General features: G+C 59.2%; 20 protein-coding genes and 1 pseudogene. 15 read left to right on the top strand and 6 right to left on the bottom strand.

Translation table 11 applies throughout. The features are described 5' to 3' along the window. The first annotated feature begins 62 nt into the window (after nucleotides 1-62). Entirely contained in the window at nucleotides 63-2,138 is a 2,076-nt protein-coding gene (locus ACTNBY_RS08090) for an elongation factor G (protein ID WP_154517778.1), read from the top strand. A 129-nt stretch (nucleotides 2,139-2,267) separates the two neighbouring features. Here the strand turns inward: ACTNBY_RS08090 and ACTNBY_RS08085 are convergent, their stop codons facing one another. Both ACTNBY_RS08085 and ACTNBY_RS08080 read right to left on the bottom strand, forming a co-directional pair. Next, nucleotides 2,268-3,251 (bottom strand): DNA/RNA non-specific endonuclease, encoded by a 984-nt coding sequence (locus ACTNBY_RS08085; protein ID WP_441064077.1) that lies wholly within the window; start codon nucleotides 3,249-3,251, stop codon nucleotides 2,268-2,270. A 129-nt stretch (nucleotides 3,252-3,380) separates the two neighbouring features. After that, complete coding sequence (locus ACTNBY_RS08080) at nucleotides 3,381-4,391, bottom strand: LacI family DNA-binding transcriptional regulator (protein ID WP_441048885.1); 1,011 nt, start codon at nucleotides 4,389-4,391, stop codon at nucleotides 3,381-3,383. A gap of 411 nt (nucleotides 4,392-4,802) precedes the next feature. Here ACTNBY_RS08080 and ACTNBY_RS08075 point away from each other — a divergent pair, with 411 nt between their 5' ends. The 9 genes and pseudogenes from ACTNBY_RS08075 (at nucleotide 4,803) to ACTNBY_RS08035 (ending at nucleotide 14,602) form a co-directional block, all read left to right on the top strand. Next, entirely contained in the window at nucleotides 4,803-6,275 is a 1,473-nt protein-coding gene (locus tag ACTNBY_RS08075; RefSeq protein WP_441016594.1) for a PTS fructose transporter subunit IIC, read from the top strand. A gap of 213 nt (nucleotides 6,276-6,488) precedes the next feature. Next, nucleotides 6,489-7,694, top strand: a pseudogene (locus ACTNBY_RS08070) (class II D-tagatose-bisphosphate aldolase non-catalytic subunit); the annotation flags it as partial. A gap of 124 nt (nucleotides 7,695-7,818) precedes the next feature. Further along, nucleotides 7,819-8,502: a transaldolase family protein gene (locus ACTNBY_RS08065; protein WP_441048892.1), complete on the top strand. Its 684-nt coding sequence runs from the start codon at nucleotides 7,819-7,821 to the stop codon at nucleotides 8,500-8,502. 62 nt (nucleotides 8,503-8,564) lie between these two features. Beyond that, nucleotides 8,565-9,395, top strand: a complete 831-nt coding sequence (locus ACTNBY_RS08060; RefSeq protein ID WP_441048893.1) for a transketolase — start codon at nucleotides 8,565-8,567, stop codon at nucleotides 9,393-9,395. After that, complete coding sequence (locus ACTNBY_RS08055) at nucleotides 9,395-10,333, top strand: transketolase family protein (RefSeq protein WP_441048894.1); 939 nt, start codon at nucleotides 9,395-9,397, stop codon at nucleotides 10,331-10,333. The genes ACTNBY_RS08060 and ACTNBY_RS08055 overlap by 1 nt, the downstream gene beginning before the upstream one ends. An 11-nt stretch (nucleotides 10,334-10,344) precedes the next feature. Further along, nucleotides 10,345-10,797, top strand: coding sequence for a PTS sugar transporter subunit IIA (locus ACTNBY_RS08050; RefSeq protein ID WP_195503788.1), 453 nt, complete (start codon nucleotides 10,345-10,347; stop codon nucleotides 10,795-10,797). Nucleotides 10,798-11,043: 246 nt separating this feature from the next. Beyond that, nucleotides 11,044-11,901: a PRD domain-containing protein gene (locus ACTNBY_RS08045; protein WP_441048895.1), complete on the top strand. Its 858-nt coding sequence runs from the start codon at nucleotides 11,044-11,046 to the stop codon at nucleotides 11,899-11,901. 304 nt (nucleotides 11,902-12,205) lie between these two features. Next, a complete protein-coding gene (locus ACTNBY_RS08040; RefSeq protein WP_441048896.1) occupies nucleotides 12,206-13,636 on the top strand; it encodes a PTS transporter subunit EIIC in 1,431 nt (476 codons plus the stop codon). Nucleotides 13,637-13,747: 111 nt separating this feature from the next. Continuing rightward, nucleotides 13,748-14,602, top strand: coding sequence for a Nif3-like dinuclear metal center hexameric protein (locus tag ACTNBY_RS08035; protein WP_441048897.1), 855 nt, complete (start codon nucleotides 13,748-13,750; stop codon nucleotides 14,600-14,602). 94 nt (nucleotides 14,603-14,696) lie between these two features. On the opposite strand, the gene ACTNBY_RS08030 is transcribed toward ACTNBY_RS08035, so the two are convergent. Beyond that, entirely contained in the window at nucleotides 14,697-15,575 is an 879-nt protein-coding gene (locus ACTNBY_RS08030; protein WP_441064076.1) for a hypothetical protein, read from the bottom strand. A 167-nt stretch (nucleotides 15,576-15,742) separates the two neighbouring features. Here ACTNBY_RS08030 and ACTNBY_RS08025 point away from each other — a divergent pair, with 167 nt between their 5' ends. Next, nucleotides 15,743-16,393 carry an HAD family hydrolase gene (locus ACTNBY_RS08025; protein WP_441064075.1) on the top strand — a complete coding sequence of 217 codons (651 nt, stop codon included), beginning with the start codon at nucleotides 15,743-15,745 and terminating at the stop codon, nucleotides 16,391-16,393. 113 nt (nucleotides 16,394-16,506) lie between these two features. On the opposite strand, the gene ACTNBY_RS08020 is transcribed toward ACTNBY_RS08025, so the two are convergent. Beyond that, the gene (locus ACTNBY_RS08020) at nucleotides 16,507-17,619 is read right to left on the bottom strand and encodes a LacI family DNA-binding transcriptional regulator (protein ID WP_441048900.1); all 1,113 of its coding nucleotides are present in this window, start codon (nucleotides 17,617-17,619) and stop codon (nucleotides 16,507-16,509) included. Between the two features lie 329 nt (nucleotides 17,620-17,948). Between ACTNBY_RS08020 and glmS the strand changes: the two genes are divergently transcribed. Further along, nucleotides 17,949-19,796, top strand: a complete 1,848-nt coding sequence (gene glmS, locus ACTNBY_RS08015; protein ID WP_441064074.1) for a glutamine--fructose-6-phosphate transaminase (isomerizing) — start codon at nucleotides 17,949-17,951, stop codon at nucleotides 19,794-19,796. 112 nt (nucleotides 19,797-19,908) lie between these two features. On the opposite strand, the gene ACTNBY_RS08010 is transcribed toward glmS, so the two are convergent. Continuing rightward, nucleotides 19,909-20,610, bottom strand: coding sequence for a GntR family transcriptional regulator (locus ACTNBY_RS08010; protein WP_427719781.1), 702 nt, complete (start codon nucleotides 20,608-20,610; stop codon nucleotides 19,909-19,911). A 193-nt stretch (nucleotides 20,611-20,803) separates the two neighbouring features. Between ACTNBY_RS08010 and ACTNBY_RS08005 the strand changes: the two genes are divergently transcribed. The 3 genes from ACTNBY_RS08005 to ACTNBY_RS07995 all read left to right on the top strand — a co-directional run bounded on the left by ACTNBY_RS08005 (nucleotide 20,804) and on the right by ACTNBY_RS07995 (nucleotide 23,981). Then, entirely contained in the window at nucleotides 20,804-21,838 is a 1,035-nt protein-coding gene (locus ACTNBY_RS08005; protein WP_154517801.1) for a YeiH family protein, read from the top strand. Nucleotides 21,839-22,104: 266 nt separating this feature from the next. Further along, on the top strand, nucleotides 22,105-23,322 hold the full coding sequence (locus ACTNBY_RS08000; protein WP_441064073.1) for a helix-turn-helix domain-containing protein: 1,218 nt from the start codon (nucleotides 22,105-22,107) through the stop codon (nucleotides 23,320-23,322). Nucleotides 23,323-23,405: 83 nt separating this feature from the next. Beyond that, nucleotides 23,406-23,981, top strand: coding sequence for a hypothetical protein (locus tag ACTNBY_RS07995; protein WP_441064072.1), 576 nt, complete (start codon nucleotides 23,406-23,408; stop codon nucleotides 23,979-23,981). A gap of 620 nt (nucleotides 23,982-24,601) precedes the next feature. On the opposite strand, the gene ACTNBY_RS07990 is transcribed toward ACTNBY_RS07995, so the two are convergent. Then, nucleotides 24,602-24,715: an ATP-binding protein gene (locus ACTNBY_RS07990; RefSeq protein WP_368139607.1), complete on the bottom strand. Its 114-nt coding sequence runs from the start codon at nucleotides 24,713-24,715 to the stop codon at nucleotides 24,602-24,604. Nucleotides 24,716-24,721: the final 6 nt, after the last annotated feature.

Here is a 24,721-nt window from a genome sequence, read left to right as displayed (position 1 = left end):
ATCGACCGCGAACTCTCCCCGTTGGCGTCGCGCATTGCGCGCGGCCCTGCAAGGAGGTCATCATGGGTGCTCCCAAGACCGGTAACGTAAGGAACGTGGTGCTCGTAGGCCAAGGTGGGGTGGGCAAGACTTCACTCGCCGAGGCCATGCTCCACCTTTCCGGCAAGACCGCCCGCCTGGGCGGCCACGACGGCACCAAGCCCACGCTCGACTATGACCCCGAAGAGGTCAAGCGTGCGTTTTCCATCTCGACGACCATTGCGCCGATCGACTGGAAGGGTGCGCGCATCAATGTGCTCGATGCCCCGTGCTACCCCGATTTTATCGGCGACGCCTTTGCCGCGATGAGCGTCTGCGAGACGGCTCTGTTTGTGGTCGACGCCGAGGCCGGCCCGCAGCCTACGACGGTTAAGCTCTGGTATGCCGCCGAGGACCTGCGTCTGGCGCGTGCGGTGTTCGTAAACCGCCTGTCGCGCTCCGAGGCCAGCTTTGCGACCACGATGGACCTGCTGCAGGAGCGCTTTGGCACGCGCCTGGGCGCCGTGACCCTTCCCTGGGGCGAGGGCGAGGACTTTGACGGTATCATTGACCTGGTGCGCATGAAGGCGCGCCATTGCAACGGCGCCGAAGCCGTTGAGTCGGAGATTCCCGAGGAGTATCGTGCCCAGGCCGAGGAGGCCCATGACCATCTGTGCGAGCTGGTGTCCGAGGCTGACGACGAACTGATGATGAAGTACTTGGAAGGCGAGGAGACGCTGACGCAGGAGGAGCTTGAAGGCCTGCTGTCGAAGGCGATCGCCGAGCGCATCTTTGTGCCGGTCTTTGCGGGCGATTGCATCAAGGAGCAGGGCGTCAACTCGCTGATGGACGACATCGCCACGTACTTCCCGGCGCCGACGGACTACGGTGAGATGCCGCTCATCGACGGTGATTCGCTCAAGATCTCGAGCGACGATGACCGCCCGGTGGCGTTTGTGTTTAAGACCCTGGCCGATCCTCAGCAGGGTCGCATCAGCTTCATCAAGGTGCTGACGGGTACGCTTGAGCCGGGCCTTGAGCTGATCAACGCGCGCACCCGCAAGAGCGATCGTCTGGCTCACCTGTATGTGATGTGCGGCCGCGACATGACCGAGGTCGGTCACGCCTATGCCGGCGATATCATCGTGGCACCCAAGCTGGCGGCCGAGACGGGCGATACGCTCTCGATTACCGGCAAGGTCGAGGCTGCGGCGTTTAAGTTCCCCAACTCGCAGTACCGCATCGCCATCGAGGCCGAGAATCGCGGCGACGAAGAGAAGCTCTACACGTTTATCGAGAAGGCATGCAAGGCCGATCCGACCATGAGCATCGACCGCGACGAGGAGACCGGCCAGACCATCATTTCGGCGGTGGGCGAGGCGCAGGTTTCGGTCCTGCTCAATCGTCTTGAGGACCGTACCAAGGTCGCGGCCAAGAGCGTGCCGATTCGCATCCCGTATCGCGAGACCATTCGCCGCACGGCAACTGCCCAGGGCCGCCACAAGAAGCAGACCGGCGGCGCCGGCCAGTATGGTGACTGCTGGCTGCGCGTAGAGCCGCTCATTGGGCCCGACGGTACGAGCGACGGCTATGAGTTTGTGGACGAGGTCGTAGGCGGCCGCATTCCGCGCTCGCTGATCCCTGCCGTGGACAAGGGCGTTCAGGAGACCATGAAGGACGGCATCATTGCCGGCTACCCGCTTACGGGCATTCGCGTGGCTGTGTACGACGGGTCGTATCACAGCGTCGACTCCAACGAGATGGCGTTCCGCGCGGCGGCTCGCATCGGCCTGCGCAAGGCATGCGCCGACGCCGACCCGGTGGTGCTGGAGCCCATCGAGGAAATCACGGTGACTATTCCCGAGAGCTACGCCGGCGCCGTGATGGGCGACATCTCGGCCTCGCGCGGTCGCGTGACGGGTATGGAGACCGATGAGCGCGGAGACACCGTGGTCATCGCTCAGGCGCCTCTCGCCGAGCTGACGGATTACTCGACGCGTCTGCGCTCCATCACGCGCGGCACGGGCGACTTTACCATGAAGCCTGCGGGCTATGAGCAGGTGCCTTATGACGTTCAGGCCAAGCTGGTCGAGCGCTATGAGGAGGGCCGTGCCAAGTAGCGTTGGGCGTTGCCTGTAACATACATGCCGATGCAAGGGCCGCTCTGGGCAATCCAGGGCGGCCCTTTTTGATCCCTGGGGGATGGAGGAAAACGGTTCATTTTAAGTTTTGGGGCAGCTTGGCCAGCCCTAGTCTCCCGAGGCCTGGTTGCGGCCGGTAGCGTAGTCGATCTGCACATGCGGCTGCAGGTTGTAGCAGTACACGTGGAAGCACAGGGTCTTGCCGTGGTCCTCGACCGATTGCGCCTCAAGACGCACGCCACGGCAGACGAGTTCCTCTTCGTTGTACATAGGCGTGACACGGTAGAGCACATGGTTGCCCGTCTCGCGGATGTAGCCGAGAATCTGCTCCTCAAATGGCAGCATACCCGTTTCGTTGAGATAACGCGTGCCGGTGAGGAGATTCTTGCGGTTGGCGTTTTCGCCGCAGAGCGACCAGGCGATGAGGTGACAGCGATTGTAGAGGCTCTGGCCCGGAATAAAGTCGTAGCGCTGCTGGCGCCATCCGGCGGGATGGATACGCGAGATATCGCCGCGCTCGCCTTGACCGAGCGATTCGGGGCCCACGCAAGCGAGCGCTTTGCGGGTGCGGCCCAGGCTGTCGAGCTTGGAGAACTTCTTAAAGCAGCCCTCTTCGGCGGCGCGCTCGTATTCATCGAGCGTGAATGACGGTGTGCCCAACGGGTGCGTGCTGTCGGCTCGCAGGGCAACATAGGGGTTGCCCGCGTAGTCAGGAATGTTGCTGAGGTATACGCCGCGGGCGCGGTCGAGATTGGGGTTTTCGACCTCGTCGATGGGGGTGGCGGCGCTGTCCGCGGAAGCGTCATCACCGGTGTCGGGTGCGGCGGAATGTGGCTTGTCGCCAGAGTTCGGGCCGTTTTGGGAGTCTGTGGAGTTTGCCGTTCCCGATTCGAGTCGGGCAACCAGGTCTGCCTCGTCGTCGGTGCGGCTGGGACCCTCGTCTTGCTTCTCGGCCAGAGCCGCCGCCTGTTCATCACTTTGCGGCGAGAGCAGTCTGGGCGCCCCGTCGAGCGATCCCGTAAACAGCGCAAACCCCAGCACCACAGCGGTGCCGATAGAAAGTGCTTGCTTGTAGGCGGACTTGCGCGACATGGTGACTCCTGGACGGACGGTTGGGAGTCTACCAGTCTAGCAGGAGCCGCCGAGGGCCGTTCTGTCGAACAAATACTTAAGATTTGGGACAAACGCTACGGATTCATTTGCCTCATATTTGACGTATGGCTAGATCGAGGTAGAACCGAGCCAATTGAGCTTGCATTCGAGAATACGCTGCTCACCGGGAGTGCTGCTGCCATCGAGTAGCGCGAGGAGCATCTCGGCCGCCTCTCTGCCTTCCTGGTCGACGGGCTCGATGATGGTGGAGACGGTCGGCGTGGTGAGGTTGGTCCAGTCTTCGCAGTTGAGTCCCAAAAGACCGATTTGCTGCGGAAGCAGATGGGCCATGGGCTGGAGGGCCTTGTAGACACGGGGAAGTGCCCACTGATTTTGCACGAAGATAAGGGTTCGCTTGGCGGGGTTGAGCTTGTATTTAAAGTACTCGGTAAGCTCACTGACCGACGGCTTGTTGTGGTCGATGGAAATCGCTTTGTAGAGCTGTCCGTTCGCTGCCAGCGCCTCGGCATACCCCTGAAAACGCTCCATGCGGGTGCGCATTTCGGTCATGTTGGCGGCAATGGAAAAGAAATCTTCGTAACCGGCGTCGAGGAGTACCTGCGTGGCGTTGTACACACCGTCGTAAAGGTTGGTCTTGATCCAGCTGGTACCTGGGCTATAGATGGCCGCATCGAAAAAGACGACCGGCTTGCCGGCGCGTCTAATGCGGTCGTGCACGGCTTTGAAGTTTGCCGTGGGCTGGATGATAAAGCCATCGACGCCCAGCGAGAGCATTTTGTCGACATACATGAGCTCGGTCTCGGGGTTAAAGTTGCTCGTGCAAACAACCGTCTGGTAGCCCGCGGGGAGCATGACCTGCTCCATGCCGTTGAGGACGAGGCCTGCCCATTTGTTGGTGTTATCCAAGATGATGATGGCGATGACGCGGGTCTGTTTGCCGGTGAGTGTTTGCGCCTGGGCGTTGGGGACGTATCCCAGCTCCTTTATAACGCGCGCGATCTTTGCCTGCGTTTTGTCGCTGAGCTTGTCTCGTTTGTCGTTGAGGTAATACGAGACGCTGGCTGTTGAAGTTCCCGCCTCGCGGGCGACGTCTGCGATCGTAACGCGCTGTTTGGTCACAGCGACTCCTTCCGACAAATTGCGTTGTTTGGCGCGGTGGTTCACGTTCGGGTTGCGGGCACACGATTCTGCCTGTCCTTTCGCCCTTTTATGAGTATGCAACAATACCGTATCCGTGGGGTCCGAAATTCGTGGCGGTTATGCAAGCCTGCCGTCTACCGAGAAATCTAAATACTTCTTGACTTTTAAAAAAGAGATCAAAAACGCAGGATTCATTTTTGGTTAAACGCATAACTAAATTACATAACCAACGCTCTGACCTGCGCGTTTACCGAAATAAGCTGGTATTAAGAAAAATGAGCACCTATATTGGTCTTGTCGAAAAGACAGCAAGTCCAAACGGCAGGGGATGCTCCGGAGGCCTCCGCAAACGGTGTCTTGCGCACGCAACTCTATGAAAAGAGGGAAGCAATGAAGATCGTAGGCGTTGCCGCCTGTACCGTGGGTATCGCCCACACGTATATGGCCCAGAAGGCGATTCAGGATGAATGCGCCGCCCGTGGCATCGAGTGCAAGGTTGAGGCTCAGGGTGGCCTGGGTATCGAGAATGAGCTCACGCAGGAAGACGTGGACTCCGCCGACCTGGTCCTGGAGTCCGTCGACGTGGGTGTCGAGAACGAGGACCGTTTTGAGCAGAAGATGGCCGAGGGCAAGTTCCTCAAGGTCGGTACTTCCGATGTGATCGCCGATCCGGTCAAGATCATCGACCAGGCTGTTGAGATTATCAAGGCGACGGGTGGCGCCGTTGACGCGCCCAAGGCCGAGGCCAAGGCAGAGAAGAAGGCCGTCTCCGCTGCCCCGCAGGCCCCGACACCGGCGTCCAAGCAGTCTATCTTTGCCGATCCTGGCAAGACGCTGCTCAATGCATTCAATACCGGCGTTTCCTATTTTATCCCCATTGTCGTTATCGGTGGCGTGTTCCTCGCCTTCTCGTTGGCATCCGGTACTGCCGGTGCTAACGGCATGGAGGTCACCAACCCGTTGATGGTGAGCCTTAACACCATCGGTATGGCCGGCATCTCTATGATGATTCCGGTGCTTGCGGCATACATCGCTTACTCGATGGCCGGCAAGCCCGCGCTTGCCCCCGGTTTTGTCCTGGGCTACTTGGTCAACAACGCCGTCGTCACCCCGAGCGGCAACAGCGTTTCGACCGGCTTCTTGGGCGCCATGATCATGGCTGTCATCTGCGGTTACTTTGTCCGCTGGATGAAGACCTGGAAGGTCAACAACACCATCCAGACCATCATGCCGATCCTGATCATCCCGATTCTGACCTCGCTCGTCCTGGGCATGGCCTACATCTACATCCTGGCCACGCCGCTTGGCTTTGTGATGGATTGGCTCACCAGCGTGCTCGGTAGCCTGCAGGGCGGCTCCGCCGTCGTCCTGGGCCTGGTCATTGGCGTTATGACCGCCTTCGATATGGGTGGTCCCGTCAACAAGACCGCTTCGACCTTTACCATGGCCATCATGGCCTCCGGCATCTACGGCCCCAACGGTATGTTCCGCGTCGCTGTCGCCATTCCCCCGATTGCTTGCGGCCTTGCTGCGCTCATCGCCAAGAACAAGTTCGATGACGCTGACCGTCAGATGGGTATCTCCGCACTGTTTATGGGCTGCATCGGTATTACCGAGGGCGCTATCCCCTTCGCGGTCAAGGATCTCGGTCACACCCTTCCCGGCATCTGCATCGGTTCTGCCGTGGGTGCGGCGCTTGCCGCCTTCCAGGGTATCGACTGCTACGTCCCGCACGGTGGCTTTATTGTCGCCCTTGCCACCAACAACGTCGCGCTGTTCTGCCTGGACATCGTGATTGGCTCCGTGGTCGCCGCTGCAATCCTGATTGCCATGAAGCCCACGCTCGACAAGCAGGCCAAGTAACCCTTTAAGGACTCCGGTTGTGCGGAGGGATGGATTTGACTCCGCACAACCGCCCCTACACAACAAAATCCATCCGTACTGATAGGGCCCGCATCTGGGTCCCAGGGAACTTTTGTCAAAAATCCTCTGGAGAAGGAGAACAAAATGTCCAACCTCACCATCCGCCAGGCCGTTCAGGGCATGCTCAAGCTGTAGGATAGCGGCGATCATGCAACCATGGTCGGTATTGGCCCCATGAGCCCCAACCTGATTCAGGCTGTGTTCGAGCTTGCCAAGGACGAGGATTTCCCGCCCATGTTTATCGCCAGCCGCAACCAGGTCGATATGGACGAGATGGGCGCCGGCTACGTCAACGGTTGGGACCAGAAGCGCTTTGCCGCCGACATCAAGAAGGTTGCCGACGAGGTGGGTTACACCGGCCCGTACTACCTGTGCCGCGATCACGGCGGTCCGTGGCAGCGTGACGAGGAGCGTAACGCCCACCTGCCCGAGGACGAGGCCATGGAGCTCGCCCGCAAGTCCTTCGTCGCCGACATGGAGGCGGGCTTTGACCTGCTGATGGTCGACCCCACCAAGGATCCCTATCAGATCGGCAAGGTTATTCCGCTCGACGTGGTGCTTCGCCGCACGATCGATCTTATCGACTACCTTGAGCAGTACCGTCGCGAGCATAACCTGCCCGAGGTCGCCTATGAGGTCGGTACCGAGGAGACCAATGGCGGCTTGACCTCTACCGATAAGTACGAGGAGTTCATTTCTCAGCTGCAGCCCGAGCTCGAGAAGCGCGGCTGCCCCATGCCCACCTTTATCGTCGGCCAGACCGGCACGCTTACCCGTTGGACTGAGCAGGTTGGCCATTACAACTTTAAGAACGCCCGCGAGCTCGCCGACATGGCAAAGCGCTACGGCGTGGGCCTGAAGGAGCACAACGCCGACTACCTGGACGACGCGACGCTGCTCGAGCACATTCCGGCTCACGTGACGGCTTCCAATGTCGCCCCTCAGTACGGCACCGAGGAGACCCGCGCCTACCTCAAGCTCTGCGCTACCGAGCAGATTCTGGTCGACAACGGCCTGTGCGACGATCCCTCCGATCTGTATCACACGCTGCTGGTCAAGGCTATCAAGACCGAGCGCTGGCGCAAGTGGATGACCGGCGATGATGTCAACCTGCAGGTTGACGACATTCTGGCCGACGACGAGCTCAGCCTGAAGATTCTGGATGTCTCCGGCCACTACGCGTTCAACGATCCCGAGGTCAAGGAGCAGGTCGAGAAGCTCTATCGCAACCTCGCTGCCCAGGACATCGACGGCAAGCGCTTTGTGATCGAGCACATCAAGCGCCCGATTAAGCAGTACGTCGTCGGTCTTAACCTCAAGGGCGTCACGAGCCGCATCGAGAAGGCTCTCGAGGACTAAGTAGCTTTTCCTACACGACGCCGGGCCTGGGGCATGTCCCAGCTGCAGGCCCGGCACATAGGACAAAGGGACATCCCCTTTGTCCTATTTTTTGAGTTTGGATTCCTTCGAAGGAGTTTGTACCATGAAGTTCTTTATCGATACCGCCAACCTTGACGAGATCGCCGAGGCCAAGAGCTGGGGCTGCCTTGCCGGCGTCACCACCAATCCGTCCCTGTACGCCAAGACCGGCGGTAAGCTCGCCGACTTTGAGCCCCATATGCTCAAGATTGCCGAGCTCTGCGAGGGTCTGCCCGTGTCTGCCGAGTCTACCGCGACTACTGCCGAGGGCATGATCGAGGAGGGCAAGCGTCTTGCCGCCCTGGCTCCCAACATTGTGGTTAAGCTCCCCGTCTGCGAGGCCGGCCTCGCCACCTGCCGCGCGCTGGCCGATGCGGGCGTGCGCGTCAACATGACGCTCGTCTTCTCGCCGACGCAGGCCTTGATGGCCGCCAACGCCGGCGCCCGCTACATCAGCCCGTTTGTGGGACGCTTCGATGACATCGCCGAGGACGGTATCTCGCAGCTCGACAACGTTGTGACCTGCATCAAGAACTATGACTGGACCGGTAAGAACGTCGACGACACCGTCGAGATCATCACCGCATCCGTCCGCACGCCCAATCACGTGACCCAGGCGGCGCTACTCGGTGCCGATATTGCGACCGTCCCCATGGCCGCTCTTAAGAAATGCCTGCATCACCCGCTGACCGACCAGGGCCTTGCCTCGTTCGAGGCCGACTGGAAAAAGGTCGTCGAGGCACAGTAACGATGGTTCTGCCGGCCCAGCATTTGTTATGCCGGGCCGGCGTGCTCAAGAGAGGAAACTCCATGACCGATCAGGAACTGGCCAAGATTGCCAATGAGGTTCGCCGCGGTATTGTCACGGGCGTCCATGCCGCCAAGTCGGGGCATCCGGGAGGGTCGCTTGGCGCCGCCGACATTATGACCTACCTCTACTTTGAGGAAATGGATGTCGACCCGGCGAATCCGAGCCGCGCCGAGCGCGACCGCTTTGTGCTCTCCAAGGGACATTGCGCTCCGGCACTCTATGCCGTGCTCGCCGAGCGCGGGTTCTTTCCCAAGGAGGAGCTCGAGACGCTCCGTCATATCGGCAGCCGCCTGCAGGGCCATCCCAATATGAATGACACGCCGGGCGTTGACATGTCTACCGGATCGCTCGGTCAGGGTATCTCCGCCGCGGTTGGAATGGCACTCGCTGCAAAGCACTGGGGTGACAGCTACCGCGTCTACACGCTGCTGGGCGACGGCGAGTGCGAGGAGGGGCAGGTGTGGGAGGCGGCCATGTTCGCCGGCAACCACGACCTGGATAACCTCGTCGCTATCGTCGATCACAATGGCCTGCAAATTGACGGCAGTATCGACGAAGTTAACTCGGCTATGCCGCTTGCCGACAAGTTCCGTGCCTTTAAGTGGCATGTGATTGAGCTCGCCGACGGTAACGACATGGCGCAGATTGCCGCGGCCTTTGCCGAGGCTCGCAAAGTGAGTGCCTCGCCTGTGGCCATTATCGCCAAGACGGTGAAGGGCAAGGGCGTTTCCTTTATGGAAAACCAGGTGGGCTGGCACGGCAAGGCACCCAACGATGAACAGTTTGAGCAGGCCATGGCCGAGCTCGCAGCAGCAGGGGAGGAGCTCTAATGGCAGACGTCAAGAAAGTCGCCACGCGCGTTAGCTATGGCGAGGCACTTGTCGAGCTGGGCAATGAGCACGATGACTTTGTGGTTCTCGATGCCGACCTGGCCGCCGCCACACAGACCGGCAAGTTTAAGGCTGCGCACCCTGAGCGCTTCTACGACGCCGGCATTGCCGAGAGCAACTTGATGGGGCTTGCCGCCGGCATTGCAACCACGGGCCACGTCGCCTTTGCGAGCACCTTTGCCATGTTCGCCGCCGGCCGCGCGTACGAGCAAGTTCGTAATTCCATCGGCTATCCGCACCTCAACGTCAAAATCGGCGCCACACATGCGGGTATCTCGGTCGGCGAAGACGGCGCCACGCATCAGTGCTGCGAGGATATCGCGCTCATGCGCACGATCCCGGGTATGACGGTGATCGTTCCCGCCGATGACATCGAGGCTCGCGCTTGCGTGCGCGCCGCGTATGAATTTGAGGGGCCGGTCTACATGCGTTTCGGCCGCCTGGCAACACCGGTCATCAACGACCGCGAGGACTATGAGTTCAAGATTGGTCGCGGCGTGGTCGTGCGCGAGGGGTCCGATGTGACCATCATCGCTTGTGGCCTCATGGTTGCCGAGGCGCTTGAAGCTGCCGAGGCGCTCGCTGCCGATGGTATTGACGCCGAGGTCATCAACATGCACACGATCAAGCCGCTTGATGAGCGTCTGGTGGTTGCCAGCGCCAAGAAGACCGGTCGCGTGGTCACCGCCGAGGAGCACTCGATTATCGGCGGTCTTGGCGAGGCCGTGGCCTCGGTACTCGCGGAACAGCATCCGGTGCCGATGCGACGCGTCGGCGTGCGCGATGTGTATGGCGAGTCCGGCCCTGCGGTCGATTTGCTGCACGAGTACGGTTTGGACGCCGACGGTATCGAAGCTGCGGTCAGGTCTGTGTTGTAAGGAAGGTTTCCATGGGATTTGTATCTGCCAACCAAGTGACGATCGGGTATACCGCCGCCTCGCGCGAGGACGCCCTGCATTATTTGTCCGAGCAGGCCATCGAGCTCGGTTTTGCCGATGACGCATCTGCCGTAGAGGCTGCCTTTATTGCTCGCGAGAACGAGGCCGAGACCGGCCTTGTCGCCGGTTTTGCCGTTCCGCATGCCAAAAGCGACGCGATCCACACGCCGGGCGTTGCCGTGCTTAAACTGGCCGAGCCCGTTGAATGGCCGAGCTTCGATGGGGTGCCCGTCGATGTTGCGCTCGCGCTGTACGTGCCTGCCGGCGAGGCTGGAACCACGCATCTGCGCTTGCTCTCCAAGGCTGCCGTGATGCTGATGGACGCCGGCTTCCGTGACAAGGTGCGCGCGAGCACCGATCCCGTTGAGATTGCGGAGCTCATCAATAGCGGACTCGAAGACTAGAACGGTCATCCCGTTCAATCAATCGATCCTTCTCCAAGGAAAAGGGCCGCGACGCCATAGAGGTGTCGCGGCCCTGTTTGCGTTTCCCCAGATAAAACCTGCCAAAATAAACCTGTCCCTTTTTGGCAGGTTGTGGGGCTCGGGTTTGCTTGTCTCGCGTGACGTTGCGTGGAATAATCGAGGCGAACCATCTTAACTGGAATTCATTGCGCTTGCCCTTCGGCTGCGCCTATTTTCGGAGGCATCATGAGGATCGTTAAGCGTATCAATCACAATGCCGCCTTGCTTGTCAACGATAAGGGAACCGAGCTTGTGGCGCTGGGGAAAGGCATTGGTTTCCCTGACGGCCCCGATGAGGTTTCACTTGCGCAGATTGAGCGCACGTTTTACAACGTTGATGCACGCTACCTGCCACTTCTTAACGAGATCGATCCCAAGGTAATGGAATTTAGTGCGCAGATTGCCGATGTCGCGCGCGCCAACATTTCGCGCGAGTTGTCGGCGAACCTTCCTTTTACGCTTGCCGATCACATTAGCTTTGCCATTAAGCGCTGTCGTGAGCACATGTATGTTCAGATGCCGCTTTCTTGCGACGTGCAGCAGCAATATCCCGTTGAATTCAAAATCGCCACGTTCGCCCACGCTGGCATAGAACGCGAATTCGGCGTGTTTATGCCGCGCGGGGAGAGGGCAGGTATCGCACTCTGCATCGTTAACAGCGTGATGGCAAGTTCGAGCAAAGCAAAGTCAAATGACGTGCGCCGCGAGGAGCGCCTGATTGAGAAACTCGTAACGATTATTGAGAAAGACCTGGATATCTCTGTTGATCGTGATGCCTTCGACTATGCGCGTTATGACACCCATGTGAGATATTTGCTGGAGCGTGTTCGCACCGGTGAGCCGCTCAATACCGACAATGCGGCACTCTATCAGCCCCTCTGTGATGAGCATCCGGCCGTGGCGGCTTGCGTCGAGAAGATGGCCAGACTCATTGAGGAGACTTATCAAGCTTCCGTCGTGCCCGAAGAGAAGGTGTACCTTATGCTTCATGTCAATCGGGTCTATGCCGGCAATATGAGAGACGGGTCCTTAACGGTCGAATAGATGGCTTCTTTACCGCTTAAGGATGAAAATCTACCGTTCGCGGTATTCTGAACATCGTGAGGCTGCCGTCCTCATGGCGGAGCTGATAACCTTGGCGCGACATAAGGTGTTATTCGAGAGCTGAGCTTCCGAAGCGTGACGTAAAGACAGGGCGACCTGTCGATGTCTCGTTTTGGAGCTTTTTGTCTTTACGCCGTTTCCCTCAACAATCGAATATTTCCATGTGGGCGGCAGGCCACCGTCCGCTTTGTCTCCTCGCGCGCGCAGCGAGGAAGGAACCGGATCGTTCGAAAGGGAAGATGATATGGCTGACAATAAGAAGATCGCAGCCGATGTGCTCGAGGCGCTGGGTGGCAAAGACAACATCACCTTTGCAGCCCACTGCATGACGCGCCTGCGTTTTAACCTTAAGGATATGGAATTGCCCGATATTAACGCTGTTAAAAAAATAAACGGCGTCATCGGCGCTCAAATATCTGGCGGGCAGTTCCAGGTGATTATTGGGCAGAACGTGCCTAAGGTATATGACGAGCTCATCACGATGAGCGGCTTGGCCAAGCAGGAGAGTATCGACGAGAACCTCGACGCAAGTGGAGTCAAAACACCGCTTACTCCGGCAGCCGTTGGCAATGCGATTCTTAACTACCTCTCGGGCTCCATGGTTCCGATGATTCCATTGCTGCTCGCTTCGGGCATGTTCAAAACCGTTGCCGTCGTACTCGGGCCAACGATGCTCAATCTCATTGCGGATACGAGCGATCTATATATCCTGCTCAATATGCTCTACAACGTGACGTTCTACTTTATACCAGTCTTCTTGGGCTTTTCGGCCGCCAAGAACATTGGCGCCACGCCTATGTACGGTGCTTTTATGGGCGGTGTGCTTATCGAACCGACGTTTATGCAAATGGCAGCCGAGGGAAAAGCCTTTAGCGTCTACGGCATCCCCTGCGTGCCTGAAAACTATGCACAGACGGTCATTCCCGTTCTGCTCACAGTGGCCTTGATGTCCGTCTTCGAAAAGTTCCTGCGCAAGCATATGCCTGATTCGCTTACTACGGTGTTTACGCCGCTTTGCACGCTTGCTCTGACTGTCCCCTTTGCGCTTTGCCTGCTTGCCCCTCTTGGCTCTTTGTGCGGCAACGGCCTGGCTGCAATCTTTGGGTTCCTCGGCGCCGAGGGTGGCATCGCGGCGATTATTGGTGGCGGCTTGCTTGCAGCAATTTGGTTGCCCATGGTCATTACGGGCATGCATGTCGCGGTCATTATGATTGCCATTGCAAACTTCATGTCGACGGGCTCTGACAGCTTTATTATGGTCGCTGCTACGGTTGCGCTGTGGGCTGCCTATGGAGTGGAGATTGCGACATGGCTCAAACTCCGTAACAAGGAGGAAAAGAGACAATGTGCCGGCTATCTTGTCGCCCAGCTCATTGGAGGCGTCGGCGAGCCGTTCATCTATGGCATGCTGTTCCGCTATCGTAAGCTGTTCATTGCCTGCATGGCGGGTTCATTTGTCGCCGGTGCCGGGTCGATCGCTCTGCATGTGAATGCCTATCTTGCTGGTGCTGCTTCAAACGTGCTTAATATTATGACGTTTGTCGGCGGTGGCAATGAGAACCTGATCTGTGCCGCCATCGCTTCGGCAGCTGGCTTTATCGTAAGCTTTGCCGTTGCCTGGTTCTTTGGCTTTAGTGAGGATGAGCTTGAGAACGGTCCGATTTCCGAGCGCTAGAAAAGCGGTCGCATATAGGTGGTTCAGCTCAAAAAATGCCGCCTATAGATGATTCCGCAGGGCGGTATGTTTGCTGCCGCCCTGCATATTATGTCGAAGGGGTTGTTACATATGCTTATCAGTGAGGCTATTCAAGCTATCCAGGACTATTGCGGCGGCATCGATGCTTTTACCGGTAAGCCCATCGAGCTTGCGACGACGCGCGATCGGGTGCTTTACGGCAACATCGATCAGCAATGTACCGGAATCGTTACATGCATTTGGGCTACGGCGGAGGTAATTCGCCGTGCCAAGGAGCTTGGCGCCAACCTGATTGTTCCGCACGAGGCGCTGTTCTGGAACCACGGAGACAGCCGTGAGGTGGTCGCGGGGAACGAGACCTTTGAGGCAAAGTGCGCCTTGCTTGACGATTGGGGTGGAGCGGTCTGGCGTTGCCATGACTATATCCACTCGGGCGTTCCGCTCGCCTCGGACGGCTCGATGGTCGACGGCATCTTTTACGGATTCGCAGCAAAAATGGGCTGGCTCGAATATGCGACGGATGGGTCGTTTATGAGTTATCGGATTGATCCAATGCCGGCGCGCGATTTGGCGAAAATGCTTGTCCTCAAGCTCGGTCTTAATGGAACGCGCCTGATCGGCGACGGCGATGCCTTGGTGGGTAACGTCGAGATTCCGATGCATATTATGGGCCGAGATAACGACGAGATTGCCCATATCGACTCTGATGACATCGATTGCATTTTGGCGATGGAGCTTATCGACTTTACGGTGAGTGAATACATCCGCGACGCCGCAATGCTCGGTCAGGGGAAATGTGCCATCCATATGGGTCACTTTAACGGCGAAGAGCCGGGCATGGAATACATGTCGACATGGTTGCCCGCTGCGCTCGGAGACGCTGGTGCAGACTTGCCGGTCACCTTTGTGCCCATGGGAGACACTTATCAATACGTACTGGCATAGATGTCCTGGGCCGCGACGCCATAGAGGTGTCGCGGCCCTGTTTGTGTTTCCCCAGATAAAACCTGCCAAAATAAACCTGTCCCTTTTTGGCAGGTTACTGATTCATGTTGCCGTGGATGTAGGGGGTGACTTCGGGGGAGATGTGGCTGCAGCCCAGTTCGCGCAGCGCGGACTCGATGGCGGCGGGCAGCGGGGTCTTGCCCTCGGCATTGACGGTAGCACCGCCGAGGGCGGCAATCTTGGCGACATCTGCGGGTGCGGCCTCGATACGCATGCAGCCGCCGACCAAGCGCGCGCGAACCTGCGACAGACCAAGATCGTGCAGGTAGTCCTCGCAGGCGCGGATTAAATCGACCTTCTCGTGCGTAAGCTCCTCGCCTGTGGGGACGCGCGTGGCAAGACAGGCTCCCGCCGGCAGGTTCCAAACGGGATAGCCCCATGCGCGCAGCAGCTCGCGCTCTTCGTCCTTGGTAAAGCCGACCTCCATAAGAGGGGAGCGTACGCCGAGCTCTTTGGCAGCGCGCATGCCGGGACGGTAGTCACCGCGATCGCTTGCATTGCTGCCATCGATGACGGTGGGAAAGCCGAGCGACTTAGCGTGGTTGACGATGGCGGTAAAGCCGGCGTGCTTGCAGTGGTAGCAACGGTTGGCGTCGTTGCAGGCTACTTGGGGGAGCTGCAGCTGATCGACCGAAAGATTGAGCACGGGGAGCTTAAAATGCGGTCCCTCATTGGTCTGCCTGTCAACGGATCGCTCAAACGAGGTCTGTTCGGGCGTGCCGATGAGCGGCGTGGTGAGGTGAACGAGAAGCGTGCTGGCAGGCATGATGCGGGCGCAGACCGCGGCCAAAAAGCTGCTGTCGACGCCACCGGAAAAGCCGATGGCGACGCGTCCGTATGCCAAAAGCAGCTGTTCGAGCGCCGCGAGTTTGTCCTGAAGCTCCTTTGCAGGTGCGGTAGTGTCTGAAAGCATAAAACAATCCTTACCATTGAGTACTCGGTCGAAAACTATAATCCTATCGGACTGCTCGTCATATGACTTTTGCCTATGTAACGATAGTGCAATATGCTATATACGTTATATACAAGTTTGTAAAGTGCGCTAGAGTGGCCGTAATGCAATCCGGTGAGGGGACCGATATGATCAAGACTGTAATTTTTGACATGGACGGAACGCTGGTCGATACCGAGCGTTTGGGCATCAAGGCATGGAAGGCGGGCGCTGCCGAGCTGGGGGTCGCGATTGATGATGCGCTGATCCATCAGTTTATCGGCCGCACTCTGCCCGATGTCATGGACATCCTTGATAAGCATTACGGCAGCCATGAAACCACCGAGGCGATCTATGTTCGCCACAAGGAGATTCGCGACGAGATGGTCAAGACCGATTTGGAGCTTAAGGCCGGTGCCGCCGAGTGCATAGGCGAGCTGCTGGCTGCGGGCTATCACGTGGGTCTAGCGACGTCGTCGCGCCTCGCTACGGCCGAGCGCAACCTTAAGATGGTCGGCCTTTTTGACAAGTTTGAGACGGTGACCTGCGGCGAGGACGTCGTGCACGGCAAGCCCGACCCCGAGATGTATCTGCTTGCCTGCGAGCGCGCGGGCTTTGCTCCCGAGGAATGCGCTGTGGTCGAGGATTCACGCAACGGCTGCGTCTCTGGCATCACGGCCGGCTGCCATGTCTTTGCCGTCCCCGACATTGTGCCGCTGCCGCAGGACGTGGTGGATGGCTGCGAGGCCGTGCTCGATACGCTGTTCGACCTGACGGCGGCGGTCAAGGCTGTGCGCTAGACAGCTGCGGCGTTGAAACGGGCAATTGCCCACATTTACGCTTAAGCATAAGGGGTCCGGCAATGGCCGGGCCTCTTTTGCTTAAGCTGCGTTTTGGCATACTGGTCGACGTGCTATAGATACGCGCCCAGGTTGATGGCGGTGGCTTCGGCTTGGCTGCTCGCCTGGGTACTGGCGCGCTCGAGCAGGAACGGCCGCACGAGTTCCTGACGGTTGATGTCCTCGGCGGCTGTGACCTCGGTGACGGTGCGTGCGGCGGAGCCGATACGGACGCGTTTGGTTTTTGTCGGCGCCTTGTTCTCGATTTGCTCCACGAGCAGCTGCACGCCCTTGCGGCCAATTTCGTAACCCGGCGGTGCCACTGTGGTGAGAGGGACCGACCCGCTCCATGCAAGCGGGTTGCCGTCGCAGCCGGCCACGCGAACCTGCTTGGGGACGGAGATGCCTTTGTCGATCAACGCCGAGATAACACCCGAGGCCAATACGTCGGTTAGGCCGATGACAAAATCCGGACGCTCATCGGTGGAACGCTCGGCAATTTGAGTGCCGATACTGTAGCCGTCGGCTGCGGTATTCCATTCTCCGGCGTCAATGACCTCAATTTTGATGTCGGGATGAAGGGCGAGGGCCTTGTGAATGCCAAGCACGCGCAGGGTGAGCTGCATAAATGCCGCTCTGCCCACAACGGTGATATGGCGTGCGCCGCGGGCAATGGCGAGCTCGGCGATAATGCGCCCCTGTGCCTCGTTGTCGGCGGCCACGTAGTAACCGGGCTCGGAACAGTGGATGTCCAGATGGACAATCGGCACGGGCATCATGGTCATGGCGGGGTGCCAATCGGGGGATGCCATGGGCTGAACCATGACGCCGGACATCTGCGTGCCCATAAAGTAGCGCAGGTAATGGTCTTCGAGAATATCGTCGTTATCGGCGTTGGCGATAAGCAGGTCGTAACCGTGCTTGCGGGCCTCGTTATGGGCACCGCTGGCAATTTGGAGCGAGAAGCCGTGGTCGAGACGGGGGAGGACCAGGCCAAAGGACTTAGTGGTGCCTCCTGCGAGCTGACGGGCGCTTTGGTTGGGCAGGTAGCCAAGGCGATTGATGGTCTCGTTGATGATTTTGAGGGTCTCGGGGCGCAGCTTTTCGGGATGGTTGAGCGCGTTGGATACCGTGCCCAGCGAGACCCCTGCCTCGCGCGCGACGTCGCTGATTTTTACCTTTGCCATAGCGGCCCCTTTGATGCGTTTCAAGTACAAGCCAGATTGTAGCATCGTCCGTCCCTAGGGTGTCAAAACCTGCCAATTAGGGACAGGTTTATTTTGGCAGGTTTTATCTGGGGAAACGCTATTGCCAACGCGACCACCACGAAGGGGACAGGCACCTTTGTGGTGGTTTGGACCGGCTGAACGTGTGTGCATCGGGTGGTATCTAAGTTGAGATACCACTTCTGGTATATCAGCTTGCGCTTGCGTGAGTACAATACTCGAACGTTATACGTCTCAGCGCCCCTTGTGCGTGGACGTTTTACAGTCACGCGAGCGAAGGGATTTATCCTATGTGCGGAATTGTCGGCTACACCGGCTCTGATATTGCAAAGAACATCCTTGTCACGGGCCTTAAGCGTATGGAATATCGCGGCTATGACTCCTCGGGCGTCGCACTCGAGGTGGGCGAGGGCACGGCGGCTCACCTCGACGTCATTCGCCGCGTGGGCAAGGTCGCGGGCCTGGAGAGTGAACTTACCAATGTCGACAGCGACGCCACCTGCGGCATCGGCCACACCCGCTGGGCTACCCACGGCAAGCCCTCCGTTGTCAACGCCCATCCCCACACCAGCTGCGACGATCGCATCGCCATCGTCCACAACGGCATCATCGAGAACTTCGCCGAGCTGCGTGAGGAGCTGGAGGGCCGCGGCCATCACTTTAAGAGCGAGACCGATACCGAGGTCTTTGCGCACTTGATCGAAGAAGCCTATGCCGAGACACACGACCTGATGGCTTCTGTGCGCGAGGCCTGCACCCACGTGGTGGGCGCCTATGGTTTGGCCGCCGTTTCTGCCGATGAGCCCGGCGTGATCGCCGTGGCCCGCAAGGACTCCCCGATTGTGGTCGGTGTCGGCGAAACCGGCGCCTACGTTGCCTCCGACGTGATCGCGCTTATCGATGCCACCCGCGATGTCGTGGTGCTCGAGGACGGTCAGTTTGCCAAGCTTACGCCCGCAGGCGTCGAGTATACCGACGAGGCTGGCAACGTGATTGAGCCCAAGCTTACCCATATCGACTGGGACCTGGATATGGCCGAAAAGGGCGGTTATCCCGACTTTATGCTTAAGGAGATCCATGAGCAGCCTCGCGTCGTGCGTGATACCCTGGTGGGCCGCATGACCCCCGCCGGTGAGCTCGATATCGACGAGCTGGGCCTTTCGCTCGAGGAGCTCAACGATATCGACCGCGTGTATGTGATTGCCTGCGGCACCAGCTACCATGCCGGACTTATCGCCAAGAACCTTATTGAGGGTTGGGCTCGTATTCCTACCGAGGTCGAGGCGGCAAGCGAGTTCCGCTATCGCAACCCCATCATCACGCCGACGACGCTTGTCGTGGCCGTGTCCCAGTCGGGCGAGACGGCCGACACCCTTGCCGCCATTCGCGATGCGCGCATCAAGGGCGCCAAGGTCTTTGGCATCACCAACGTGCTGGGCAGCCCGGTGGCGCGCGAGAGCGACGGCGTTATCTACACCAAGGCCAACAAGGAGATTGCAGTTGCCTCGACCAAGAGCTTCATCGGTCAGGTCGTGAGCCTTACGCTTTTGGCCCTGCTGCTGGCGCAGGTTAAGTACCGTCTGACCACCAAGCAGGCGCGCATGCTGTTCCGCGAGCTTTCCGATACGGCCGAGCAGATCCAGTGGATCCTGGATACGCAGACCGAGGCCGTGCACGAGGCCGCGCTTGTCTGCAAGGACGCGCAGTCTGCATTGTTCGTGGGTCGCGGCATGGGCGCCGCCATTTCCTACGAGGGCGCGCTCAAGCTCAAGGAGGTCAGCTACCTGCATGCCGAGGCATATGCTGCCGGCGAGATGAAGCACGGCCCTATCGCGCTGATCGACCCGGGTTTCCCCGTTATCGCGGTTGCAACCAAAAGCGCAACATACGACAAGACGGTGTCGAACCTCATGGAGTGCAAGGCGCGCGGCGCCAAGGTCATCGTCGTTGCTACCGAGGGCGACGAGGAAATCAACAAGATCGCCGACTGCGTCATTCGCGTGCCGGCCGTCCGCGACGTATTCAGCCCCATCACGGCGAGCGTTCCGCTGCAGCTGCTCGCCCGCGAGGTTGCCATCCTGCGCGGTTGCGACGTTGACCAGCCCCGCAACCTGGCCAAGAGTGTCACAGTAGAGTAATCGAGTTCCTACGTCCTAACAACTAAGGCCCGGCTTCGTTGCGGCGGAGCTGGGCCTTGTTGCATTTGCCCAGATAAAACCAGCCAAAATAAACCTGTCCCTTTTTGGCAGGTTAGCGGAGCTTGCTGGTCTCGAAGTACTCGGGATATTGGTCCAGGACCTCGGTTTGGTTGCGGAACATCATATGCAGGTGCTTGCTGACCAAAAAGCTTGCCTCGATAGGATCGCGACCGGCGATGGCGCGGCGGATTTGCTTGTGCTCGTTAACAATCTCCTGATTGTCGAGCGCCTGCGTAGCGGCGCGCAGCCAGCGGAAGCGCTCCAGGTCGGCATTGGTCGCCTCGAGCCACGACCACACGGTGCTGCGGCACGCGATGCTAAAGATCATGCGGTGCATGAGGTTGTCGCTTAAAAAGAAGCCGATGCGGTCCTCTTCGGCCATGGCTTTTTCCTGCAGCGCGATGGCTCGGTCGAGCTGCTCGATGCCTACCGAGGTGGCACGGGCGCAGCACTCCACAATCACCTGCTTTTCCAGGTGTTCGCGAATGTAGCAGGCACTCTCGGCAAGGGTGAGGTTGATGGGCGAGACATAGGTGCCGCTTTGGGGCACGGTGCGCACTAGGCCCTCTTGCGCCAGACGCACCAGTGCCTCGCGCACAGGGGTGCGCCCCATATCTAGGTCGTCGCAAAGCTGCTTGACGCCCAGCTTTTCGCCCGGCTTGTAGTCCAGGTAGACTATTTTGCGTCGAATGGTGTGGTAGGACTGGTCCTGTAGGCTCGTTTCCTGCTCGCCGACGTGCATCGATTCTTCCATAGTGCCTCGCAACTGTTCTATCACACTCATATGTCAATTGTTAATTATGCCGCGAATCAGCTCTCCGCGCTGGGTAATTCGGTTGTTGCCCGAGAACTATTGCGGCATCTTAGTCTGTTTTTGCGCATGGCTGTGCTCGATGTTGCCGTATCATAAGCCGTCGCAAACGTGAAATAGAAAGAAGGAATCCCATATGCAACTGGTAAATATCGTACGCGAGCGCTGGAAGGGCGTCTTGTTCTGCCTGATCATCGCCATCCCTGCGTCGTTGCTCGGCAAACAGATTGAGGTGGTCGGTGGGCCGGTATTTGCCATCCTCTTTGGCATGGTTCTGGCGCTCGTCTTTCCCAAGAATCGTCGCGAACAGCTCGCCGCCGGCGTCACCTATACGTCTAAAAAAGTCTTGCAGTACGCGGTTATCCTGCTTGGCTTTGGCATGAACCTCTCGCAGATTCTGTCCAAAGGCGCCCAGTCGTTGCCGATTATCGTGGCTACGATCTTGACCTCGCTCATCATCGCTTTTGTGCTCTGCCGCGTTATGAACGTGCCGGGCAAGATCGCGACGCTTGTGGGTGTGGGTTCGTCGATTTGCGGCGGTTCCGCCATCGCCGCGACCGCGCCCGTCATCGATGCCGACGATCGCGAGATTGCCCAGGCTATTTCGGTCATCTTCCTGTTTAACGTTATCGCGGCGCTCGTGTTTCCAACGCTTGGAGGCATGCTTGGGCTGACCAACGAGGGCTTTGGCCTGTTTGCCGGTACCGCTATCAACGACACCTCGTCTGTAACGGCTGCGGCGAGCGCCTGGGACAGTATGCATCCCGGCGCCAATGTGCTCGAGAGCGCTACGGTAGTCAAGCTCACCAGGACGCTGGCCATTATTCCCATCACGTTGGTCCTCGCATGCTGGCAGATGCATCTGGCGCGCAAGGCCGGCGGCGACGCCAAAAGCACGTTCTCCCTTAAGCGCGCGTTTCCCATGTTTGTGCTGTTCTTTGTGCTGGCGAGTGTGGTCACCACAGTGTTTCAGCTTCCCGCGTCCGTTACGGCGCCCATCAAGGAGCTGTCGAAGTTCTTTATCGTGATGGCCATGGCGGCTATTGGCTTTAATACCGATATCGTCGAGCTGGTCAAAAAAGGCGGCAAGCCCATCGCATTGGGCTTTTGCTGCTGGATTGGCATTGCGTGCATGGGTTTGGGAATGCAGCACGTGCTGGGAATCTGGTAGAGAAGTAGCCCATTTACGTGCTGGTTGCCGGTGGCCGCATCCTCGCGGTGGAGCGATAGGAGCTCTTGCGGGTATGGCTTGTCCGCAGGTTAATAGATCCCGAAGAGCTCTTATCGCCCCGCCAGGATGGCGATGCGGGGCAACACCTATACTCGCAGGATGGCGCTTTCTGCCCTATAGTGTTTGGTGAGCAATATCGTTCAATTTTGAAACACTCGGTCGTGCGACCGTCGGCGGTTGTACGTCGCAGCGGACAGGGGCAAATCATGGATAGCGATGCCAAGCTGAACATCTTGACCGATGCCCTAGCTGCTGCCGGGGCCTCGGCATTGGCAATCGATGCGCGTGGGGACGTCGCGATCTCGACCATGAATGACGCGGCGCTTGAGCGGGATGTGGCGGCTTTTGTCGCTGAGCGCCTCGACCGCATAGGAGACGGCGCGCGTCTGGTTATGGGGCGTGCGGGTACGCGCCTGAGCCTGACCGTTCGCCCCACCGACAAAGAGGGCGGGGGCCTTTGGGTCATCGTGGTCCGCGAGGTGCGCGCCGCCGCGGCGCATGCGGGCATCGAGTGGCTCAACGCCGACGAAGTTGAGGCCCGCTACGAATCGAGCGCGTACGGCATCGTCGAAGATGCGGCAGCGGTCGCTGCCCCCGTACGGGAGAGCTATGCGCGCGGAGTGCCCCTTATGCTCGAGGGCGAGCTGGGCGCGGGACAGGATCAGATTGCAAAACGCCTGTACCTGGATGGACCCTATGCCGACCAGCCCTTTGTGTCCGTTGCGCTCGATGAGCTTACGGATCGCGGTTGGCGCCATCTGCTCAAAAGTTCCGAATCGCCGCTATTCCAAACGGGGCTGACACTTTGCATGGGCGGATGGCATGCCGTTGGCCCCCAACGCCTGCGCGAGCTCGTGTCCGCAATGATCGACACGGCGCTCGCAACTCGTTGCCATGTGGTGTTGACGGCAAACGACATGCCAGGCGGCGGCGAAAGCGATCAGGCTGCTTTTGTAACCGAGCGTCTGGCCTGTGCAGTGAGTGTGGCGCCGGCGATTGCCGAGCAGGGCGGCGCGTCGGAAAAGGTTGCGCGCTATCTGGAGTATCTGGCAGATATGTTTGAGACGGCAACACCTGCCTTGTCGTCCGGGGCGGCAAAGACACTCGATGCCTATCGATGGCCCCGTAACTATCTACAGCTTCGTGAGGTTTCGGAACGACTTTATATATTAGTGAGGATGGGTACGGCCGAGCGGGCGGTGGCGGAGGAGGTGCTCGCTCAGGAGGACGTTATCAAGACCGCGACCTTTGGTGCCCCGACGCTCGATAGCGATCTGTATATCTTGCGCCCACTGGCCGATACCGAGCGCGATATCGCACGGCTGGTCGTAGGTCACCTTCACGGCAACAGGACCCGAGCTGCCGAAGTGCTAGGGATAAGCCGTACGACCCTGTGGCGCCTGCTGAAGGACGACGACCGTTAAGCGAGGCGCCCGTGACCGCGCTCGGCGCGTGTGATACAGTCCAAAGCAGTATTGTTTCGACTGTGTTACGGCGTGCGGGGAGTATGGCGGAGACTTCAAAAACAAATCGGGTTCGAAAGCCCGCGGCGCCGGTCAACCGTCGCACGACTTCACGGACGTGGGGCAAAAGCGCCTCGGGGTTCGACGGCTCGTTCAAACGCACTAAATATGGTTATCCTTCGGCAAGCGCTCGCTTGGCCATGCAGGCCGAATCATCGCTGTGGGGCCGTAAGCGTGTGGTGGGGTCAAAGCTCAAGCACGATGGAACGCTCGGCTACATTAGCCGTGGCGCTGCTCGCCGTAGCGGCCTCAATCCCGCAGGCTGGCATCGCTATGTTCCGATCGCGGTCGTTGTCGCGGTGATTGTCATCGCGCTCGCGGCGCTTGGCTACGCCGGCGGCGGGGCCAATCTGGACGCAATGTTTAAGTCGCCCGAGCTCGCGCATGCAGGCACAGAAGTTGTCGAGGGCGTTCAGACCCAGACGGGCGTCGCGCCCCAGCGCGGCATGGTCGCAGCCGCTGCCACCATTGCCGATGCTCAAAAGGATGAAGGCGAACAGGGCGATGGCGCCAAAGCAACTCGAACGAATGAAACGACGACAAATCCATCGGCAAGATAAGTTGCTAGTGGGGTAGCAAATTTGGGACGGGGCCTTTTAGCTGCCCAAGTGTCGAATGCCAGCAGCAGCTCATTCGATGTCAGTCGCCAACAGCGAGCGGGCCGCATTTGCGCCAAGGTGACGTGAAATGAGAGGGCGCTGACCTTCTGGTCGCGCCCTCGTGTTGATGTTCACTAAGAAGTGGTCCGAGTGATCACTGGGAAATGAGCACCGTGAGCACGAAAAATTGAGCAGTTTAAGCAAGAGGGCCGCGCCCCGGGGACCGGGGGCGCGGCCCTCGCCGTATGGTTTCCCCGGGCGGTTACTTTGGCGAGCCCGCCCGGGAAGGATGGAGGAGATGACCGTGCCCCTGGACACAGTGAATGATATACGGTCGATGGATGCCGCCGGGCGCTCGAGGTCCGAGATCGCCCGAGTGCTCCACGTGAGCCGGAACACCGTGGCGAAGTACGCCGACATGGAGGACATGTCGCCCGCCGCGCCGATGCCCCGGAGGAGGGGCAGGCCCGCGCTCGAGGGTGTTAGCGTCAATCTATTTTTCACCAGTTTCGCTAAACAGGCGCGCCGTTCGCGCAAAGGCGGTTTCACCGGTTGCGCTAACGTATTTTCACCGATTCCGGTCACGGCTTGACGGGACCGTCCCTCGGCAGGTCCTTCAGCCTGTAGGACCTGCCGGTTATCTTGACCAGGTGGCAGTGGTGGCACACCCTGTCCGCGATCGCGCTCGCCGCCACGTCGTC

Source organism: Collinsella sp. HCP28S3_E12 (genome assembly GCF_052065595.1).
In the GTDB taxonomy this organism is placed as follows: domain Bacteria; phylum Actinomycetota; class Coriobacteriia; order Coriobacteriales; family Coriobacteriaceae; genus Collinsella.
The sequence above is the reverse complement of the archived record's forward strand: the minus strand, read 5'-3'. Positions and strand labels throughout refer to the sequence as shown.

What these genes read in the sequence shown, in the direction of transcription:
- ACTNBY_RS08045 (WP_441048895.1), top strand. Translation starts at nt 11,044, where the DNA reads ATGAGGATCGTTAAGCGTATCAATCACAATGCCGCCTTGCTTGTCAAC.
- ACTNBY_RS08040 (WP_441048896.1), top strand. Translation starts at nt 12,206, where the DNA reads ATGGCTGACAATAAGAAGATCGCAGCCGATGTGCTCGAGGCGCTGGGT.
- ACTNBY_RS08065 (WP_441048892.1), top strand. Translation starts at nt 7,819, where the DNA reads ATGAAGTTCTTTATCGATACCGCCAACCTTGACGAGATCGCCGAGGCC.
- ACTNBY_RS08060 (WP_441048893.1), top strand. Translation starts at nt 8,565, where the DNA reads ATGACCGATCAGGAACTGGCCAAGATTGCCAATGAGGTTCGCCGCGGT.
- ACTNBY_RS08050 (WP_195503788.1), top strand. Translation starts at nt 10,345, where the DNA reads ATGGGATTTGTATCTGCCAACCAAGTGACGATCGGGTATACCGCCGCC.
- ACTNBY_RS08085 (WP_441064077.1), bottom strand. Translation starts at nt 3,251, where the DNA reads ATGTCGCGCAAGTCCGCCTACAAGCAAGCACTTTCTATCGGCACCGCT.
- ACTNBY_RS08035 (WP_441048897.1), top strand. Translation starts at nt 13,748, where the DNA reads ATGCTTATCAGTGAGGCTATTCAAGCTATCCAGGACTATTGCGGCGGC.
- ACTNBY_RS08020 (WP_441048900.1), bottom strand. Translation starts at nt 17,619, where the DNA reads ATGGCAAAGGTAAAAATCAGCGACGTCGCGCGCGAGGCAGGGGTCTCG.
- ACTNBY_RS08030 (WP_441064076.1), bottom strand. Translation starts at nt 15,575, where the DNA reads ATGCTTTCAGACACTACCGCACCTGCAAAGGAGCTTCAGGACAAACTC.
- ACTNBY_RS08055 (WP_441048894.1), top strand. Translation starts at nt 9,395, where the DNA reads ATGGCAGACGTCAAGAAAGTCGCCACGCGCGTTAGCTATGGCGAGGCA.
- ACTNBY_RS08010 (WP_427719781.1), bottom strand. Translation starts at nt 20,610, where the DNA reads ATGGAAGAATCGATGCACGTCGGCGAGCAGGAAACGAGCCTACAGGAC.
- ACTNBY_RS08075 (WP_441016594.1), top strand. Translation starts at nt 4,803, where the DNA reads ATGAAGATCGTAGGCGTTGCCGCCTGTACCGTGGGTATCGCCCACACG.
- ACTNBY_RS08090 (WP_154517778.1), top strand. Translation starts at nt 63, where the DNA reads ATGGGTGCTCCCAAGACCGGTAACGTAAGGAACGTGGTGCTCGTAGGC.
- ACTNBY_RS08005 (WP_154517801.1), top strand. Translation starts at nt 20,804, where the DNA reads ATGCAACTGGTAAATATCGTACGCGAGCGCTGGAAGGGCGTCTTGTTC.
- glmS (WP_441064074.1), top strand. Translation starts at nt 17,949, where the DNA reads ATGTGCGGAATTGTCGGCTACACCGGCTCTGATATTGCAAAGAACATC.
- ACTNBY_RS07995 (WP_441064072.1), top strand. Translation starts at nt 23,406, where the DNA reads ATGGCGGAGACTTCAAAAACAAATCGGGTTCGAAAGCCCGCGGCGCCG.
- ACTNBY_RS08025 (WP_441064075.1), top strand. Translation starts at nt 15,743, where the DNA reads ATGATCAAGACTGTAATTTTTGACATGGACGGAACGCTGGTCGATACC.
- ACTNBY_RS08000 (WP_441064073.1), top strand. Translation starts at nt 22,105, where the DNA reads ATGGATAGCGATGCCAAGCTGAACATCTTGACCGATGCCCTAGCTGCT.